Below are 18,376 nucleotides of genomic sequence, written 5' to 3'. Positions count from 1 at the left end.
CCGGATAGCGCAATGCTTATCCGGCCTACAGGTGTCTTTCTCGTAGGCCGGATAAGGCACAGCCACCATCCGGCATTTTCTAAGTCAACTCAGAACCGTTACTGCAGCAGCGAAATATCCGCCACGCGCAGGAACAGCTCGCGCAGTTTTTCGAGCATAGAAAGACGGTTAATACGCAGGTCTTTATCCTCTACGTTCACCATCACTTTCTCGAAGAACGCATCGACCGGCGCACGCAGCTCAGCTAATTCAACCAGCGCTTCCTGATAGTTCCCCGCAGCGAAGACAGGCTCCAGCTTATCGCGCAACACCACAACCTGCATCGCCAGCGCAATTTCTTCCGGCTCTTTCAGCGTTGCCGCATTAACACGCTCATTCAGCGTTTCTTCGGATTTCGCCAGAATATTCGATACACGCTTGTTCGCGGCAGCCAGTGCAGAAGCGGCTTCCAGCGTACGGAAGTGCGAAACCGCCTTCATACGCGCATCGAAATCAGCCGGACGAGTCGGACGACGCGCCAGCACGGCCTGAATGGTATCTACGGTATAGCCTTCGTCCTGATACCAGGCGCGGAAGCGTCCCAGCATGAAGTCGATAACGTCATCCACCACGTTGGCGTTGGTCAGCTTGTCGCCATACAGACGTACCGCTTCTTCCGTCAGCGTTTGCAGATCCAGATTCAGGTTCTTCTCAACGATGATACGCAGCACGCCGAGCGCGGCACGACGCAATGCAAACGGGTCTTTATCGCCTTTCGGATGCTGACCGATGCCGAAGATACCCGCCAGGGTGTCCATCTTATCGGCAATCGCCACCGCACAGGCAACCGGGTTAGACGGCAGGTCATCACCGGCGAAGCGCGGCTGATACTGCTCGTTCAACGCAACGGCCACATCTTCCGCTTCGCCATCATGACGTGCGTAGTGCATGCCCATTACGCCCTGGGTGTCGGTGAACTCGAAGACCATGTTGGTCATCAGGTCGCACTTGGACAGCAGGCCCGCGCGGGTGGCATGGTTGACATCAGCGCCAATCTGTTCGGCAATCCAACCCGCCAGCACCTGAATACGATCAGTCTTGTCACGCAGCGTACCCAGTTGCTGTTGGAACAGCACGGTTTGCAGACGCGGCAGATGGTCTTCCAGACGTTTTTTACGGTCAGTATTGAAGAAGAACTCGGCATCCGCCAGACGCGGACGAACCACCTTCTCGTTACCGGAGATAATCTGGCTCGGATCTTTCGATTCGATGTTGGCAACGAAGATAAAGTTCGGCAGCAGTTTGCCGTCGTTCGCATAAACCGGGAAGTACTTCTGGTCACCTTTCATGGTGTGTACCAGCGCTTCAGACGGCACCGCGAGGAATTTCTCTTCGAACTTCGCAGTCAACACTACCGGCCATTCCACCAGCGAGGTGACTTCTTCCAGCAGGCTTTCACTCAGGTCAGCATTACCGCCAATCTTACGCGCCGCTTCTTCAGCATCGGCTTTGATTTTCGCTTTACGCTCAGCGTAATCCGCGATCACTTTGCCGCGCTGGCGCAGGATTTCTGGGTACTGGTCGGCAGAATCGATGGTGAATTCCGGCTCGCCCATAAAGCGATGACCGCGGATCACGCGATCGGACTGAATACCCAGAATCGTTGCCGGGATCACTTTGTCGCCCAGCAGCAGAGTCACAGTGTGAACCGGACGCACGAAGTGGACGTCAGACGCGCCCCAGCGCATCAGTTTCGGGATCGGCAGCTTCGCCAGCGAAGTCGCAATCATGTTCGGCAGCAGCGTTTCTGCGCTTTCGCCTTTCACGTGCGCACGGTACAGCAGCCACTCACCTTTATCAGTCGTCAGACGTTCAGCCTGATCAACGGTGATACCACAACCACGCGCCCAACCTTCTGCCGCTTTACTCGGTTTACCTTCAGCATCAAACGCCTGGGCAATGGCCGGTCCGCGCTTCTCAACTTCACGATCGGGTTGAGATTCCGCCAGGGCAGCGACTTTCAGCGCCAGACGACGCGGAGCAGCAAACCACTCAACATTGCCGTGCGCGAGGCCAGCGTTATCCAGCTCCGCGGTGAAGTTCGCAGCAAAGGACTCAGCCAGGCTGCGCAGTGCTTTTGGTGGCAGCTCTTCAGTGCCGATTTCCACCAGAAAAGTTTTCTCAGACATGGCCGCCTCTTATTTGTCTTTGTTGCACATCGGGAAGCCAAGGGCTTCACGGGAAGCGTAGTAAGCTTCTGCCACTGCTTTGGTCAGCGTGCGAATGCGCAGGATATAGCGCTGGCGCTCGGTGACGGAGATGGCTTTACGCGCATCCAGCAGGTTGAAGCTATGGGCGGCTTTCAGAATACGTTCATACGCAGGCAGCGGCAGCGGGTTTTCCAGCGCCAGCAGCTGCTGTGCTTCTTTCTCGTACTGCTCGAAGCAGGTGAACAGGAAGTCCACATCGGCGTATTCGAAGTTGTAAGTGGATTGCTCCACTTCGTTCTGATGGAACACGTCACCGTAGGTTGTTTTGCCCAGCGGACCGTCGCTCCAGACCAGGTCGTAAACGCTGTCTACGCCCTGAATGTACATGGCCAGACGTTCCAGACCGTAGGTGATTTCCCCGGTAACTGGCTTACATTCCAGGCCACCAACCTGCTGGAAGTAGGTAAACTGCGTGACTTCCATGCCGTTCAGCCACACTTCCCAACCGAGACCCCAGGCACCCAACGTCGGGTTTTCCCAGTTATCTTCCACGAAACGGATATCGTGAATGGTCGGGTCCATACCCAGCTCTTTCAGAGAACCCAGGTACAGTTCCTGAATATTGTCCGGTGACGGCTTAATCACTACCTGGAACTGATAGTAGTGCTGTAAGCGGTTCGGGTTTTCGCCATAGCGCCCGTCGGTCGGACGACGAGAAGGCTGCACATAAGCAGTCGCCATCGGTTCCGGCCCCAGTGCACGCAGGCAGGTCATTGGGTGAGATGTTCCCGCGCCGACTTCCATGTCCAATGGTTGAACGATGGTGCAGCCCTGGCGAGCCCAGTAATCCTGTAAGGTCAGGATCAAGCCCTGGAAGGTCCTGGTATCAAACTTTTGCATATTATTTCGTGCTGGATACGTGTGGATTTAAAGGAAGCGATCAGTATACCCGCTAGCTGCAAGATATACAGTACGAAACGGGAAAAAGGGGGAACTTAGCGCATGGAAAGGTGCAAAAACTGCCCGTCTGCGTCAAATGAGCAGACAAAACTCTCTTTACGGAAGGTAGAACCGCGCATCTCGTAGCTACCCTGGAATTGCTCAAGACCGGTGATCGCAATTTTCTGGGCACCCGTATTATAACGCTCCGATGCTTCACTTTTGCACAATGACTCCATATCCAGCGAACGCGTGGCAGTAATTTTGCCCTTTTGCGCTTTCTGCACGGGTGCTGACGATTGTGGATCGGCGCACCCCGCCAGTAGCAGCGTGAGGATGGCTGGAAAGAAATACTTCATCATCATTTTATTACCGCCTGGTTTGCTGGTCAGTCTTATTATTAGTGTCTGGAAACAGATCCTATTGTGAGAATCTCCCCAGGCCATCACAAGCTTTAGCGTAATAACTCGGATTTATCCAGTGAGCGATGTTCGCAAATACCGCTCAGACTTTTTTAATGAAAACAGAGGAACTGATGCAGCCCAAAATTTTCTGGATTGATAACTTACGCGGGATAGCCTGTTTAATGGTTGTGATGATTCACACCACGACCTGGTACATCACCAATGCGCAAAGCGTCAGCCCGGTAAATTGGGATCTTGCCAATGTGCTAAATTCAGCTTCTCGCGTTAGCGTCCCGCTGTTTTTTATGATCTCGGGTTATCTCTTTTTCGGCGAACGCAGCGCCAGACCGCGGCATTTCATCCGCATCGCGTTGTGCATTCTGTTTTACAGCGCCGTGGCACTGGCCTACATCCTGTTGTTCACCTCGATCAACGCTGAGCTATCGTTGAAAAACCTGCTGCAAAAACCGGTGTTCTACCACCTGTGGTTTTTCTTCGCTATTGCCGTTATCTACCTGGTATCCCCGCTGATTCAGGTGAAAAATGTCAGCGGAAAAATGCTGCTGGCATTGATGATCGTGATTGGCGTTATTGCCAATCCCAACACCGTATCGCAAAAAATTGGCGGCTTTGAGTGGCTACCCATCAACCTGTACATCAGTGGCGATACGTTCTACTACATTCTGTACGGCATGCTGGGCCGGGCAATTGGCATGATGGAGACACAAAAGCGCTCACTCTCCTGGCTCTGCGCAGCGTTGTGTCTCGTCGCCGTGTTTGTTATTTCACGCGGGACGCTGCATGAGCTCCGGTGGCGAGGCAATTTTGCCGATACCTGGTATCTCTATTGTGGCCCGGCGGTATTTATCTTTGCTGCATCGCTCCTGACGCTGGTCAAAAACACGCTCAGTACACACACACTGCCCATACTGGGGCTTATTTCCCGTCACTCGTTAGGTATTTACGGTTTCCACGCGCTGATCATTCATGCGCTACGTACCCGCGGTATTGAACTCAAAAACTGGCCACCGCTGGATATGCTATGGATTTTTAGCGCCACGCTGGCGGGCAGCCTATTACTTTCCATGCTGCTACAACGCATCGATACACGCAGACTGGTGAGTTAGAATTCATCAGAATGTGCCTCTTCCGTTGGGCACATCAGCAAAATCAGCCCTGATATACACACAAAGAATGCCGCCGGGTACAGCCCCATTTCGAGGGGTGATAATGGGGCATTCCGCACCCCCACCAGCAGTAACCCGATTGTTATGAGCGCGACCATCTGACACACGGAAGCGAAACGTTCGTCGTTCTGATTGAGATTTACAGCACGCTGATAAGCGTACGTCACAAACATTCCCGTCATCAGAACACCTAAAAAGTAACCTTTTTCGCTGAGTAAGGGGCATGACCACCATAGGCCTGTGCAGTAAATGAGTGCGCCGGAAAGAAACAATAGCCATGGCAATAGCCTTGTCGTCTTCATTGGGATCTCCTTATCCTCTACCACGGATACAATATGAATAACCCACTCAAGACAACACAGAAAAACGCTATCTCACTGAAATTTCAGAATACATTCATACACATAAGTTATTGATTAAACGAAGATATATATGATGGAAATCCCCTCTGCTTTTCAGAGGGGAACACGATCAGGACATTAAGGGCAGCAATTGCTGATAGATACGCCGGAAGGTTTCCCGACGTTGTTGATAACGTGCATGTTGCTCTGCATCAGGGTAATGCGCCTGCTCCAGCACCAGTTGAGGCAGTAAGTCAGAGAGTGGTTGTTGTGGATTCATCGCAATTTGCGCCAGCCGTGCTGCGCCCAGGGCAGGACCGACATCTCCGCCGGTACGGTAATCCAGCTGCAATCCGCTGATATCGGACAACATCTGCCGCCAGTATTCGCTACGCGCCCCACCACCGATGAGCGTAATGCTGGCCGGTGTAACGCCACAGGCATGTACCACATCCATACCGTCAGCTAAGGCAAACCCCACACCTTCAAGTACCGCTCGCGCCAGCTCTGCCGGACCATGCTGATGCGTCAGGCCAAAAAAGACGCCTTTCGCCTGCGGGTTATTGTGCGGCGTACGTTCACCTGACAGATAGGGTAAGAACCAGACCGGTTCAGCCTGCTCATTTTCCTGCTGTGCGGCATCAATCAGCGCAGGTACGCTTGCCAGCCCGGTTAATTTTGCCGCCCAGTCGAGGCAGGATGCGGCGCTCAGCATCACTGACATCAGATGCCACCGGTCAGGCAGCGCGTGGCAGAAGCTGTGTACCGCACTTTCTGGTTTACTGAGAAAGCCGTCGCTTACTGCAAAGTAGACGCCGGACGTACCCAATGACAGCATTGCCTGGCCTGCATTCATCATGCCTACGCCAACCGCACCCGCCGCGTTATCGCCACCACCCGCAACGACCGCAACCTCTGACATGCCCCAGGATTGCGCGATACCAGGCAACAGCGTTCCGGTAATCGCACTGCCCTCGTACAAGGCCGGCATATGCGCGCGAGTCAGCTGACACGCCGCCAACATGACGTCACTCCAGTCACGTTTCGCGACATCCAGCCACATCGTACCTGCGGCATCCGACATATCGCTGGCAAACTCGCCGGTCATACGCAGACGCAGGTAATCTTTCGGTAGCAGGACTTTATCAACCTGGCTGAAAATGTCCGGTTCATGGCGCTGAACCCACAGCAATTTAGGGGCAGTAAAGCCAGGCATCATCAGATTGCCGGTAATTATACGAGATTGCGGCACCTGATTTTCCAGCATCACGCATTCTTCGGCGCAACGACCGTCATTCCACAGGATTGCCGGACGCAGAACCTTCTGTTGCTTATCAAGCAGCGTCGCGCCGTGCATCTGCCCGGCGAGACCTAACGCCTTCACCTCACTGAGAGAATGTTGCTGACCCAACGCTTTTACAGCACGATCCGTCGCCAGCCACCACTGTTCAGGATCCTGCTCCGACCATAACGGATGAGGCCGGGAGACGGTCAGTTTCTCCGTGTGCGAGGCCACCACATCGCCCTGCTCATTCAGCAGAATGGCCTTTACGCCTGATGTACCAAGATCTATCCCGATATACATAGGGTATCGTTCCTTAAAGAAAGGCCCGGTAGCGAATCGCTATCCGGGCTTACGGACGTACTCAGCAGTCCATTATTTGTCGAACAAATAATGGTTTACCAGATTTTCCAACTGTTCCTGATGGCCGCTCTGATGCACCGGTGCCAGGTTATGTTGTTCAGCGTACTGCGCAATTTCCGTCAGCGTCATCTGACCTTTCAGAATTTGCTGGCCCAGCTCACCATTCCAACCGGCATAGCGTTTTGCCACGCGCTGATCCAGGCCACCGTCTTCAATCATACGGGCCGCAATTTTCAGCGACAGCGCCATGGTATCCATCGCACCAATATGACCATAGAACAGATCGTATTTATCAGTACTCTGACGACGGACTTTGGCATCAAAGTTCAGGCCACCAGTGGTAAAACCGCCCGCTTTCAGGATTTCGTACATGACCAGCGCATTCTCTTCTACGCTGTTCGGGAATTGGTCGGTATCCCAGCCCAGTTGTGCGTCGCCACGGTTCGCATCGACGGAACCAAATAGCCCCAGAGCAATCGCCGTAGCGATTTCGTGGTGGAACGAATGGCCTGCCAGCGTGGCATGGTTCGCTTCAATATTCAGTTTGATCTCTTTTTCCAGACCGAACTGCTTCAGGAATCCGTAAACGGTCGCGGCATCGTAGTCATACTGGTGTTTAGTGGGTTCTTGCGGCTTCGGTTCGATCAGTAAGGTGCCCTGGAAACCGGTTTTGTGTTTATGCTCGACCACCAGTTGCATAAAGCGGCCAATCTGCTCACGTTCCTGACGCAGGTCGGTATTAAGCAGCGTTTCATAACCTTCACGGCCGCCCCACAGAACGTAGTTCTCGCCACCTAATTTATGTGTGGCATCCATGGCAGTCACGACCTGCGTAGCCGCCCAGCTGAAGACTTCCGGGTCCGGGTTAGTCGCCGCGCCTGCGCCATAACGTGGGTTAGTAAAGCAGTTTGCCGTACCCCACAGCAGTTTCACGCCGCTCTGTTCCTGTTTTGCCGCCAGCACATCCACCATCTGGGCAAAGTTATTTTTATACTCTTTCAAAGACGCGCCTTCAGGCGAGACGTCAACATCATGGAAGCAGTAGTAAGGGACGTTCAACTTGTGAAAGAACTCAAAGGCCACATCCGCTTTACGTTTTGCCAGCGCCAATGCCTCACCCGGCTGTTGCCACGGACGGTCGAAGGCCCCCATACCGAACATATCCGCGCCGTTCCAGCAGAAAGTGTGCCAGTAGCAGGCAGCAAAGCGCAGATGATCTTCCATGCGCTTGCCCAGCACAATTTCATCAGGGTTGTAATGGCGAAATGCGAGTGGGTTAGTGGATTTTGTACCTTCAAAACGAACGCGATCGAGTTGGTCAAAATAAGCCTGCATAATAAGCTCCATAATCAGGTAATACGGCAAGTAAACTGCGATACAGTCATACTGGAATTTCCTGATTTATTGCTCAATTACGTTATTTCACACCGCCATTAAGAGAATACCCAAATGTGCGCTGGCTCCCAAAAATGCACACTGAATAAGCAATTAAAAAAGCGATCGCGATCGGCTCTTCATCAATAAACAAAAAACCGTAATACGCAGATAAGAAATGACAATTGTCTTCCTGGTCGGGGTGTGTGAATTTTGCGTAGCGTTACGCAAATAAGAAATTTATCACGCTTCATCAAGTAGTCGCACCTGCGGTTTTGGTAGTATCGACAGGCCACGTTAACCTTTCAGGATAGGCTCTTATGTTTGATAAACGACACCGTATCACCCTATTATTTAATGCTAATAAAGCCTATGACCGCCAGGTGGTAGAGGGCGTAGGTGAATATTTACAGGCATCGCAATCCGAGTGGGATATATTCATTGAGGAAGATTTCCGTGCCCGTATTGATAATATCAAAGACTGGTTAGGCGACGGTGTTATTGCTGATTATGACGATGATGACATTGCGCAATTACTTGCTGATGTCGATGTTCCCATCATCGGTGTCGGTGGTTCCTACCATCTTGAAAGCGATTATCCACCCGTCCATTACATTGCGACCGATAACCATGCACTGGTGGAAAGCGCTTTTTTGCATCTGAAAGAAAAAGGGGTCAACCGATTCGCATTTTATGGTCTGCCCTCTTCCAGCGGCAAGCGCTGGGCTGCCGAGCGTGAATATGCCTTTTGTCAGTTGGTCGCCAAAGAGAAGTACCGTGGTGTTGTCTATCAGGGGCTGGAAACCGCACCAGAAAACTGGCAACACGCTCAAAATCGTCTGGCGGACTGGCTGCAAACTTTACCCACGCAAACCGGTATTATCGCCGTGACCGACGCACGTGCGCGGCATGTTCTGCAGGCTTGCGAGCATTTGCATATCCCGGTGCCGGAAAAACTGTGTGTCATTGGGATCGATAACGAAGAACTCACCCGTTACCTGTCCCGCGTCGCGCTGTCATCCGTTGCTCAGGGCGCGCGACAGATGGGCTATCAGGCTGCAAAACTTCTGCACCGCTTACTGGCGAATGAAGAACTGCCGCTGCAGCGCATTCTGGTGCCTCCGGTGCGCGTCGTGAATCGTCGTTCAACCGACTATCGCTCACTGACCGATCCCGCCGTCATTCAGGCAATGCACTTTATCCGCAACCATGCCTGCAAAGGCATCAAAGTCGAACAAGTGCTGGATGCAGTTGGGATTTCACGTTCGAATCTCGAGAAGCGCTTTAAAGACGAGGTCGGGGAGACCATCCACGCCGTGATTCATGCCGAAAAACTGGAAAAAGCGCGTAGCCTGTTGATCTCCACGACGCTCGCGATAAACGAAATTTCACAAATGTGCGGCTACCCGTCGTTGCAGTATTTCTATTCCGTGTTCAAGAAAGAATACGATACGACGCCAAAAGAGTACCGTGACATGAACAGTGAGGTGTTACTGTAAGGGGAATTGTGCCGGATAGCGGTTTCGCCTTATCCGGCCTACAGAGCGACTCACAGGCCTGATAAGCGTCGCGCCATCAGGCCTGTGGAATTACATATGCGCGGCGATTAAACGCTGGTTATCCTGGTACATCGCGAACAGATAGTTATTGTAACTCTGTCCTTTGGTGGAGTACCCCTTCAGCTTATGGATCATCGCGGTCGCTGTCACTTCCTGATCGGCTTTACGCAACTGCGCGCGCGATTTACGGAAGGAAGAGTATGCCGGGTGCGTGTTCAGGTTAATGACATAGGCATTCACCGACTCTTTTACCGATTCAAACTGTGAGTAGCCTTTCACCTTACCGGGTGCATTGTTGCAGCGGCCTTTGACACATTTCATGCCAAACAGGTTGTTATTGCTACGCGCCAGTTTCGATGTGCCCCAACCGCTTTCAGCCGCAGCCATAGTCGCCACCATACTGGTAGGAATGATGTCTACGCGCTCAAGCAGCGTATTCCATGGAATTTTACGCGTGTTACCAGACCAGCTCACCTTGTAGCGTTTCGCGATGTCTTTCATACGCGTACGCTCAGTCGGTGACCAGCGATTCTGGTACTGCTTTGAGATCAGCCAGTTACGGTCCGCCGTAATGGCAGCATTTTGACTGGTAATATAAGGCATAACCGTCCGGAGAAACGCTTTTTTCCTTGGTGTTCCGGAAGGGTATTTTCGCAAATCAGGAAGTGAACTACTCTTTGCACTATTGCGAGAATACTCTTGTTTACTGCTTACCTGTGTATTACTTGCCTTGATTACCTGGGGCTTATGACTCGTTGTCGCCGTGTGTGTCTTTGCCAGCACCTCACCCGAAAATGCAATGGTGAGTAACATAAGAATCATTGCCCCATATCGTCGAATGGGAGTCAATATCATTAGGTCTCCTGGTCGGATTTAAACATTCCAACACCTTATATTTTTCACAAAAATGAGAGATGAATCTCAAATCATATCAAAAATAGCCGTCAAGAGCACCCAAAGGAATAGTCCAATTCTGAAACTATGTCACGTACAAACCGTTCCGGGTGCGGTTAATTCGAAGAAAATGTGGAGGTTATCGCAAAATTAGGTCGTTTTTTGCGCGCGATCGCTCACCCTCATCTCTCATCCGGGCAGAATCGACGCTAAGGATGAGTTTCCGCTCTGATTTCACTGGCAAACTGGCGTAAATCGCAGCACCAAGGACAGCATTATGAAACTTGCCGCCGTTGCGCTGGTATTACTGCCCGGCATTGCCATCGCCTCATCATGGACTTCTCAGGGATTCCCTACCTTCGAAGCGGAAGGTACGGGTAAATTTGTCAGCCATGCAGCGTTGACGAAGGGTACTCGCCCTTTGACCCTGAATTTTGACCAACAGTGCTGGCAGCCTACAGATGCCATTAAACTCAATCAGATGCTGTCGCTAAAACCCTGTGAAGGCACACCGCCACAGTGGCGTTTATTTAAAGACGGCGATTACACATTGGAAGTCGATACCCGCTCCGGTACACCGACGCTAATGCTGTCAGTAAAAAACGTTGCTGATCCCGTCACCGCCCCGATCCGCCAGTGTCCAAAATGGGATGGCTCGCCGCTGACGCTGGACGTGAGCCAGACCTTCCCGGAAGGCGCCGTGGTACGTGATTTCTACAGCCAGCAAACGGCAACGGTGAAAAACGGAACCATTACCCTGCAACCCGACGCGGCCAGCAATGGACTTTTACTGTTAGAACGGGCGGAAACAGATGCCCCCGCCGCTTTCGACTGGCACAACGCCACGGTGTACTTCGTACTGACAGATCGCTTTGAAAACGGCGATCCGACTAATGATCACAGCTATGGCCGTCGCAATGATGGTATGCAGGAAATTGGTACCTTTCACGGAGGAGATTTACGCGGGCTGACCAACAAACTCGGCTACCTGCAACGTCTGGGCATCAACGCCTTGTGGATCAGCGCGCCGTTTGAACAAATCCACGGCTGGGTTGGCGGTGGTACTAAAGGCGATTTTCCCCACTATGCCTATCACGGTTACTACACCCAGGACTGGACCACGCTCGACGCCAATATGGGTAACGAGGCCGACCTGCGCGCGCTGGTTGACGGCGCGCATCAACGCGGCATCCGCATTCTGTTCGATATTGTCATGAACCATACCGGTTACGCCACGCTGGCTGATATGCAGGAGTACCAGTTTGGGGCGTTGTACTTGTCAGGTGAGGAACTGGAAAAAACGCTCGGTGAACGCTGGACGGACTGGAAACCCGTGTCCGGGCAGAGCTGGCACAGCTTTAATGATTACATCAACTTCAGTGATAAAGCCGCGTGGGAAAAATGGTGGGGGAAAAAGTGGCTCCGCACTGACATTGGCGACTACGACAATCCGGGTTTTGACGACCTGACCATGTCGCTGGCTTTCCTGCCCGATCTGAAAACGGAGTCCACTACGCCTTCGGGTTTGCCGAATTTTTATCAACACAAGCCGGATACCCGCGCCAAAGCTATCCCTGGTTATACGCCACGAGATTATCTGACTCACTGGCTCAGCCAGTGGGTGCGTGACTACGGCATTGACGGGTTTCGGGTCGATACCGCTAAACATGTCGAGCTTCCGGCCTGGCAACAGCTAAAAGCGCAGGCCAGCTCAGCGTTGGCCGAATGGAAGAAAGCTAATCCAGACAAAGCGCTGGATGATAAACCCTTCTGGATGACCGGTGAGGCCTGGGGACATGGCGTCATGCAAAGCGATTATTACCGCCACGGTTTCGATGCGATGATCAATTTTGACTATCAGGAGCAGGCGGCCAGGGCCGTCGATTGTCTGGCGAATATCGATCTCACCTGGCAGCAGATGGCCGATAAATTGCAGGATTTCAACGTGCTAAGCTACCTCTCATCACACGATACTCGGCTGTTCCGTGAAGGTGGAGACAAAGCCGCCGAGCTGTTATTGCTGACGCCTGGCGCGGTACAACTTTTTTACGGTGACGAGTCGGCTCGACCTTTCGGCCCAACCGGCTCAGACCCGTTACAGGGCACACGCTCGCAAATGAACTGGCAGGACGTTAGCGGGAAATCTGCCGCCAGCGTCGCGCACTGGCAACGCATTAGCCAGTTCAGGGCCCGACATCCCGCAATCGGAGCAGGTAAACAAACCACGCTTTCACTAAAGCAGGGATACGGATTTATCCGCGAACACGGCGACGATAAAGTCATGGTCGTGTGGGCCGGTAAACCCTGAGCTCTGCAGGCTTCTCGTGCTTAACGGCGCGGGAAGCCAGATTCAATATAAAAAACTATCCAGCAAAAAATCTGCAGCACAAAACATCAATTCGGCTCTGTAGGCCTGATTTGCACCCCGCCATAGGTAGCGCTATGGTTAGCCACTTTAATACTGAGTTCGACAGATCACCTGCTATGACATTCTCACTTTTTGGCGACAAATTTACCCGCCATTCAGGCATCACACGCCTGATGGAGGACCTCAACGACGGCTTACGCACCCCAGGCGCTATCATGCTCGGCGGCGGTAATCCGGCACAAATTCCAGAGATGCAAAATTACTTTCAGTCTCTGCTGGCAGAAATGCTGGAAAACGGCAAAGCCACTGATGCGCTTTGTAATTATGACGGTCCACAAGGTAAAACCGAGCTACTGTCTGAGCTGGCGAAACTACTACGTGAGAAGCTGGGCTGGGATATCGAACCACAAAATATTGCACTGACAAATGGCAGTCAGAGCGCGTTTTTCTACTTATTCAACCTCTTCGCCGGACGTCGCGCCGATGGAACCACCCGAAAAGTGTTGTTCCCGTTGGCACCGGAATACATTGGTTATGCCGATTCAGGGCTCGAAGAAGACCTTTTCGTTTCAGCACGCCCAAACATCGAACTGTTACCGGAAGGCCAGTTTAAGTATCACGTTGACTTTGAACACCTGCATATCGGCGAAGAGACGGGCATGATTTGCGTGTCACGTCCGACGAACCCAACCGGCAATGTGATCACCGATGAAGAGTTGATGAAGCTGGACCGGCTGGCCAATCAGCATGGAATTCCGCTGGTTATCGATAACGCCTATGGTGTCCCATTCCCGGGCATCATTTCTAGCGAAGCGCGTCCGCTGTGGAACCCAAACATTGTACTGTGCATGAGCCTTTCCAAGCTGGGGCTGCCGGGTTCTCGCTGCGGTATCATTATTGCTAATGAAAAAATCATCACCGCCATCACCAATATGAACGGCATTATCAGCCTTGCGCCTGGCGGAATGGGTCCGGCAATCATGTGCGAAATGATTAAGCGCAACGACCTTCTGCGTCTGTCTGAGACGGTTATCAAACCGTTTTATTATCAGCGCGTTCAGCAGACGATTGCGATTATTCGCCGCTATTTATCTGAAGATCGCTGCCTGATTCATAAACCAGAAGGGGCGATTTTTCTGTGGTTATGGTTCAAGGATTTACCGATTTCCACCGAGCTGTTGTATCAGCGTCTGAAAGCGCGCGGTGTCCTGATGGTGCCTGGCGACTATTTCTTCCCAGGGCTGGATAAACCCTGGCCGCATACGCATCAGTGCATGCGGATGAATTACGTACCGGAACCGGAGAAAATCGAGACTGGCGTGAAGATTCTGGCCGAAGAGATAGAACGCGCCTGGCTTGAAGGCTGACGAAAACCCCGACCTCTGTGCTGGTCGGGACTCGCGTTACAGCGGTTGCGACCGCAGGCGCTGGCGCTGAATACTGACGGCATCAATACACTGCAGCGCGCTGGTTGGGCAGGCTTCGACACACGCCGGCCCCGTCTCGCGATGCCAGCACAAATCGCATTTTATCGCCTGCACCCGCGACGAACGGGCGACGACATTCATTGCCCCAAACGGGCAGGCCAGCATACAGCTTTTACAACCAATGCAACGCGCTTGTTCAACGAAGATATGCCCATGTTCACGACGAATGGCGTGAGTTGGACACACATTCGCACAGGGAGCGTCTTCGCATTGATGGCAAGCGACCGCCGTCGTAAAGGCGTCGTCTTTGATTACCCGAATCCGCGGGAGAAACGCAGTGGAAGAGACCGACGCGCAGTCCTGGTTTTGCTGATGCGCGACGACACAGGCAACTTCGCAGGTACGACACCCAATACATTTTGCCGCATCCGCCATAATAAACGCGTTCATTGCCCCCTCCGTCTGCGTGAAAACCACAGATTGCCAGAGAGACGGCCCCTGTCGCTTTGATCGAACAGGGGAAACGGTTAAATAGTGTCAGGTGTCTGAACGACCCCTGGCATGCGCCTAATCGCGAACGGTAAAGCCCAGCTCATTTGAAATAGCCTGTGCGGTTTCCCGCAGCGGCTTGAGTAGATTCTTTTCCCCTACCTGCTTAAGCCGCGAGGTCGAGAGTGAAATTGACACCGCGTACGGTACCCGGCCATGAATATCAAACACCGGCACGGCAATACAGGATACCCCCAGCTCGTTCTCTTCCCGATCCATCGCCATACTGCTTTCGCGGATCTGCGCCAGCTCATCGTACATCGCCGGTAGACCGGTAATAGTATTGCGTGTCAGTGGCTGAATCAGATCCTGATGACTCTCCCAGTAGGACTCCACGTAATCCGCATGCCCAAACGCCATATATATTTTGCCCATCGCGGAGCAATACAGCGGCATATGCTGACCGATATAGGCGCGGGTACGCAGCATGCCCGTTGTCGGCTCTAGCTTATAAATCAAAATAGCGTGGTCGTCTTCACGACTGGAGAAGTTGATCGTTTCTCCGGTGGCAATATTCAACGCTTCGAGGTGCGGCGCGGCAACATGGATAATATTCAGTGACGACAGCGCCTTCTGGCCCACGGCGATAAATTTAGTGGTCAACCGATAACTGCCCGCAGCGGGTGCGGGCGTGACGTATCCGCAGGACTGCAGCCCTTGCAGGAGTCGATGCACGGTACTTTTGTTCAGCCCGGCCAGTTCAGACAAATGGGCCAGTGGGCACCCATTCGGATAGTTGCTCAGGATCTCAATCAACATCAAACCACGGAACAGGCTCTGACTTCCGGCAGGCCTCTCTTTATCTTGCGTCATTTCACTCTCTTTTGTGCCCATCGCTTCCGCTCCCCTTTTCGTCGCGCTCTGATGGTAGCGCAAAGTGTGTTTCAGTTCACGATCTGAACCGAAAAAACACAACTATTTGATTTTGATGATTTTAAAAAATAGACCACCCCGTTGATCTGTCAAAATTTGATCGCTATATTTGAAATCAGATTTCGCATAGTGAAATTTAGAGATAAAAAAGCGATCAAATTTAAACAAGGAAACAGGAATGAAAGTCACTTTTGAGCAGTTGAAAGATGCGTTCAATCGGGTACTGCTGGCACGCGGTATCGCCGTTGAAACCGCCGATGCTTGTGCCGAAATGTTTGCGCGCACCACCGAGTCCGGCGTTTATTCGCACGGCGTGAATCGCTTCCCCCGTTTCATTCAACAACTGGATAACGGCGACATCATTCCTGAGGCCAAACCGCAGCGCATTACCAGCCTGGGGGCGATTGAACAATGGGATGCTCAGCGTTCGATCGGCAACCTGACGGCGAAAAAGATGATGGACAGAGCCATTGAGTTGGCTTCCGATCACGGTATTGGCCTGGTCGCGCTGCGTAACGCTAACCACTGGATGCGCGGCGGCAGCTATGGCTGGCAGGCGGCAGAGAAAGGGTACATTGGTATCTGCTGGACCAACTCGATTGCCGTCATGCCGCCGTGGGGTTCGAAAGAGTGCCGCATTGGTACCAACCCGCTGATTGTCGCGATCCCCTCCACGCCAATCACCATGGTTGATATGTCGATGTCGATGTTCTCCTACGGCATGCTGGAAGTGAATCGCCTGGCCGGTCGTGAACTGCCGGTAGATGGCGGCTTTGACGATGAAGGCAATCTCACCAAAGAGCCGGGCGTTATCGAAAAAAACCGCCGCATTTTGCCAATGGGTTACTGGAAAGGTTCAGGTCTGTCGATTGTGCTGGATATGATTGCCACCCTACTTTCTGACGGCTCTTCCGTGGCGGAAGTCACCCAGGATAACAGCGATGAATATGGCGTTTCACAGATTTTCATCGCCATTGAAGTGGATAAGCTGATCGATGGCGCCACCCGCGATGCCAAGCTACAGCGGATTATGGATTTCATCACCACCGCCGAACGCGCTGATGAAAATACGCCTGTTCGCCTGCCGGGCCACGAGTTTACAAAGCTACTGGCAGAAAATCGCCAAAACGGCATCACCATTGATGACAGCGTTTGGGCAAAAATTCAGGCGCTGTAAGGAGCAACACCATGATCTTTGGACATATTGCTCAGTCTAATCCATGCCGTTTACCCGCAGCGATTGAAAGGGCGCTCGACTTTTTGCGCGCCACCGATTTCAGCAAACTGGAGCCGGGCGTGGTGGAGATCGACGGTAAAAATATCTTCGCGCAGATTATCGATTTAACCACCCGTGACGCAGCCGAAAATCGCCCGGAAGTGCATCGCCGTTATCTGGATATTCAGTTTCTGGCCTGGGGTGAAGAGAAAATCGGTATCGCCATTGATACCGGGAATAACCAAATCAGCGAATCGTTATTAGCACAGCGCGATATTATTTTTTATCACGCCAGCGAACATGAATCTTTTATTGAAATGATTCCGGGAAGTTACGCCATATTTTTCCCGCAGGATGTTCATCGCCCAGGATGTCATAAAACTGTCGCCACACCGATCCGCAAAATAGTCGTAAAGGTTGCTATTTCAGTTTTATAAAAAGGAGCACAATATGAATTTGGATAATGCCGGTTATATTATCGGTGCGTACCCCTGTGCACCCTCATTTCACCAAAAGAGTGAAGAGGAAGAGAAGGAATTCTGGCGACAGCTCGCCGATACCCCGGATATTCGTGGACTGGAACAGCCCTGCCTTGAAAATCTGCATCCGTTAGGCGACGAATGGTTATTGCGCCATACGCCGGGCGACTGGCAAATCGTGGTCACGGCCATTATGGAGACCATGCGCCGCCGCGGTAACAATAGCGGTTTTGGGCTGGCCTCCAGCGACGAAGAGCAGCGTCAGGCCTGTGTGGCGTATTACCGCCATCTACTGCAGAAAATCAACCATATCAATGCAACCAACGCCGGGAAAATTATCGCCCTTGAACTGCATGCCGCCCCGCTGGCAGGCAATCCAAACGTCGCTCAGGCCACCGACGCGTTCGCCCGTTCACTGAAAGAAATTACCCGCTGGGACTGGTCCTGCGATCTGGTGCTGGAGCATTGCGATGCCATGACGGGCCCCGCGCCACGCAAAGGTTTTTTGCCGTTAGACAACGTGCTGGATGCGATAACCGGATATGACATCAGCGTATGCATTAACTGGGCGCGATCGGCCATTGAAGGGCAGAGTCTCGCCCTACCGCTGACCCACACCCAGCAGGCCAAACGGGCTGGAAAATTGGGTGCACTGATGTTCTCCGGCACCACGCTTGCGGGGGAATATGGCGAGTGGCAGGACTTACACGCCCCGTTTGCTCCTTTCTGCCCGCAAAGCCTGATGACCACCGATCATGCCAGCGAATTATTCACCTGCGCAGGTACCGATCCATTGCAATTCGCCGGTATTAAATTGCTGGAAATAAACGCCAATGCAGATGTGGATCATCGCCTAGCGATATTACGCGACGGCATCACCGCATTAAATAAAGCAAAACTATAAAAATAACATACTACTCTACGAGAATATT

16 protein-coding genes are annotated in these 18,376 nt (G+C 52.5%); 7 read left to right on the top strand and 9 right to left on the bottom strand.

All coding sequences use genetic code 11. The annotated features are described in order from the left end of the window. Positions 1–98 precede the first annotated feature (98 nt). The 3 genes from glyS to HV261_RS03300 form a co-directional block, all read right to left on the bottom strand. Positions 99–2,168: a glycine--tRNA ligase subunit beta gene (glyS, locus tag HV261_RS03310; protein WP_202037451.1), complete on the bottom strand. Its 2,070-nt coding sequence runs from the start codon at positions 2,166–2,168 to the stop codon at positions 99–101. 9 nt (positions 2,169–2,177) lie between these two features. Beyond that, a complete protein-coding gene (gene glyQ / locus HV261_RS03305; RefSeq protein WP_001168551.1) occupies positions 2,178–3,089 on the bottom strand; it encodes a glycine--tRNA ligase subunit alpha in 912 nt (303 codons plus the stop codon). Positions 3,090–3,184: 95 nt separating this feature from the next. Then, positions 3,185–3,493, bottom strand: a complete 309-nt coding sequence (locus tag HV261_RS03300) for a YsaB family lipoprotein (RefSeq protein WP_202037450.1) — start codon at positions 3,491–3,493, stop codon at positions 3,185–3,187. Between the two features lie 170 nt (positions 3,494–3,663). Here HV261_RS03300 and HV261_RS03295 point away from each other — a divergent pair, with 170 nt between their 5' ends. Continuing rightward, positions 3,664–4,659 (top strand): acyltransferase, encoded by a 996-nt coding sequence (locus HV261_RS03295; RefSeq protein ID WP_202037449.1) that lies wholly within the window; start codon positions 3,664–3,666, stop codon positions 4,657–4,659. Here the strand turns inward: HV261_RS03295 and yiaB are convergent. The 3 genes from yiaB to xylA form a co-directional block, all read right to left on the bottom strand. Next, the gene (gene yiaB / locus HV261_RS03290; protein ID WP_202037448.1) at positions 4,656–5,021 is read right to left on the bottom strand and encodes an inner membrane protein YiaB; all 366 of its coding nucleotides are present in this window, start codon (positions 5,019–5,021) and stop codon (positions 4,656–4,658) included. The genes HV261_RS03295 and yiaB overlap by 4 nt on opposite strands. 169 nt (positions 5,022–5,190) lie before the next feature. After that, positions 5,191–6,645, bottom strand: coding sequence for a xylulokinase (xylB, locus tag HV261_RS03285; protein ID WP_202037447.1), 1,455 nt, complete (start codon positions 6,643–6,645; stop codon positions 5,191–5,193). Between the two features lie 72 nt (positions 6,646–6,717). Beyond that, positions 6,718–8,040, bottom strand: coding sequence for a xylose isomerase (gene xylA, locus HV261_RS03280; protein ID WP_137361657.1), 1,323 nt, complete (start codon positions 8,038–8,040; stop codon positions 6,718–6,720). 359 nt (positions 8,041–8,399) lie between these two features. Between xylA and xylR the strand changes: the two genes are divergently transcribed. Next, positions 8,400–9,578: a D-xylose utilization transcriptional activator XylR gene (gene xylR, locus HV261_RS03275; protein ID WP_202037446.1), complete on the top strand. Its 1,179-nt coding sequence runs from the start codon at positions 8,400–8,402 to the stop codon at positions 9,576–9,578. A 90-nt stretch (positions 9,579–9,668) separates the two neighbouring features. On the opposite strand, the gene HV261_RS03270 is transcribed toward xylR, so the two are convergent. Further along, on the bottom strand, positions 9,669–10,493 hold the full coding sequence (locus HV261_RS03270) for a protein bax (RefSeq protein WP_061066797.1): 825 nt from the start codon (positions 10,491–10,493) through the stop codon (positions 9,669–9,671). 316 nt (positions 10,494–10,809) lie between these two features. On the opposite strand from HV261_RS03270, the gene malS reads away from it, so the two are divergent. Then, complete coding sequence (gene malS / locus HV261_RS03265; RefSeq protein ID WP_202037445.1) at positions 10,810–12,840, top strand: alpha-amylase; 2,031 nt, start codon at positions 10,810–10,812, stop codon at positions 12,838–12,840. Positions 12,841–13,016: 176 nt separating this feature from the next. Next, on the top strand, positions 13,017–14,267 hold the full coding sequence (gene avtA, locus HV261_RS03260) for a valine--pyruvate transaminase (RefSeq protein WP_202037444.1): 1,251 nt from the start codon (positions 13,017–13,019) through the stop codon (positions 14,265–14,267). Between the two features lie 36 nt (positions 14,268–14,303). Here avtA and HV261_RS03255 read toward each other — a convergent pair whose 3' ends face one another. Together HV261_RS03255 and yiaJ are read right to left on the bottom strand one after the other, a co-directional pair. After that, positions 14,304–14,777, bottom strand: coding sequence for a 4Fe-4S dicluster domain-containing protein (locus HV261_RS03255; RefSeq protein ID WP_202037443.1), 474 nt, complete (start codon positions 14,775–14,777; stop codon positions 14,304–14,306). A 117-nt stretch (positions 14,778–14,894) separates the two neighbouring features. Continuing rightward, positions 14,895–15,710, bottom strand: coding sequence for an IclR family transcriptional regulator YiaJ (gene yiaJ / locus HV261_RS03250; protein ID WP_043018696.1), 816 nt, complete (start codon positions 15,708–15,710; stop codon positions 14,895–14,897). Positions 15,711–15,927: 217 nt separating this feature from the next. On the opposite strand from yiaJ, the gene yiaK reads away from it, so the two are divergent. From yiaK to HV261_RS03235, 3 genes are read left to right on the top strand one after another with little or no spacing between them, the layout of a single operon-like run. Continuing rightward, positions 15,928–16,926: a 3-dehydro-L-gulonate 2-dehydrogenase gene (gene yiaK / locus HV261_RS03245; protein WP_202037442.1), complete on the top strand. Its 999-nt coding sequence runs from the start codon at positions 15,928–15,930 to the stop codon at positions 16,924–16,926. Between the two features lie 11 nt (positions 16,927–16,937). Next, positions 16,938–17,402 carry a YhcH/YjgK/YiaL family protein gene (locus HV261_RS03240; RefSeq protein WP_202037441.1) on the top strand — a complete coding sequence of 155 codons (465 nt, stop codon included), beginning with the start codon at positions 16,938–16,940 and terminating at the stop codon, positions 17,400–17,402. A gap of 13 nt (positions 17,403–17,415) precedes the next feature. Then, the gene (locus tag HV261_RS03235) at positions 17,416–18,348 is read left to right on the top strand and encodes a DUF4862 family protein (protein WP_202037440.1); all 933 of its coding nucleotides are present in this window, start codon (positions 17,416–17,418) and stop codon (positions 18,346–18,348) included. The last annotated feature ends 28 nt before the right edge of the window (positions 18,349–18,376 follow it).

Source organism: Citrobacter sp. RHBSTW-00671, from assembly GCF_014103415.1.
Classification (GTDB): Bacteria; Pseudomonadota; Gammaproteobacteria; order Enterobacterales; family Enterobacteriaceae; genus Citrobacter.
The sequence above is the reverse complement of the archived record's forward strand: the minus strand, read 5'-3'. Positions and strand labels throughout refer to the sequence as shown.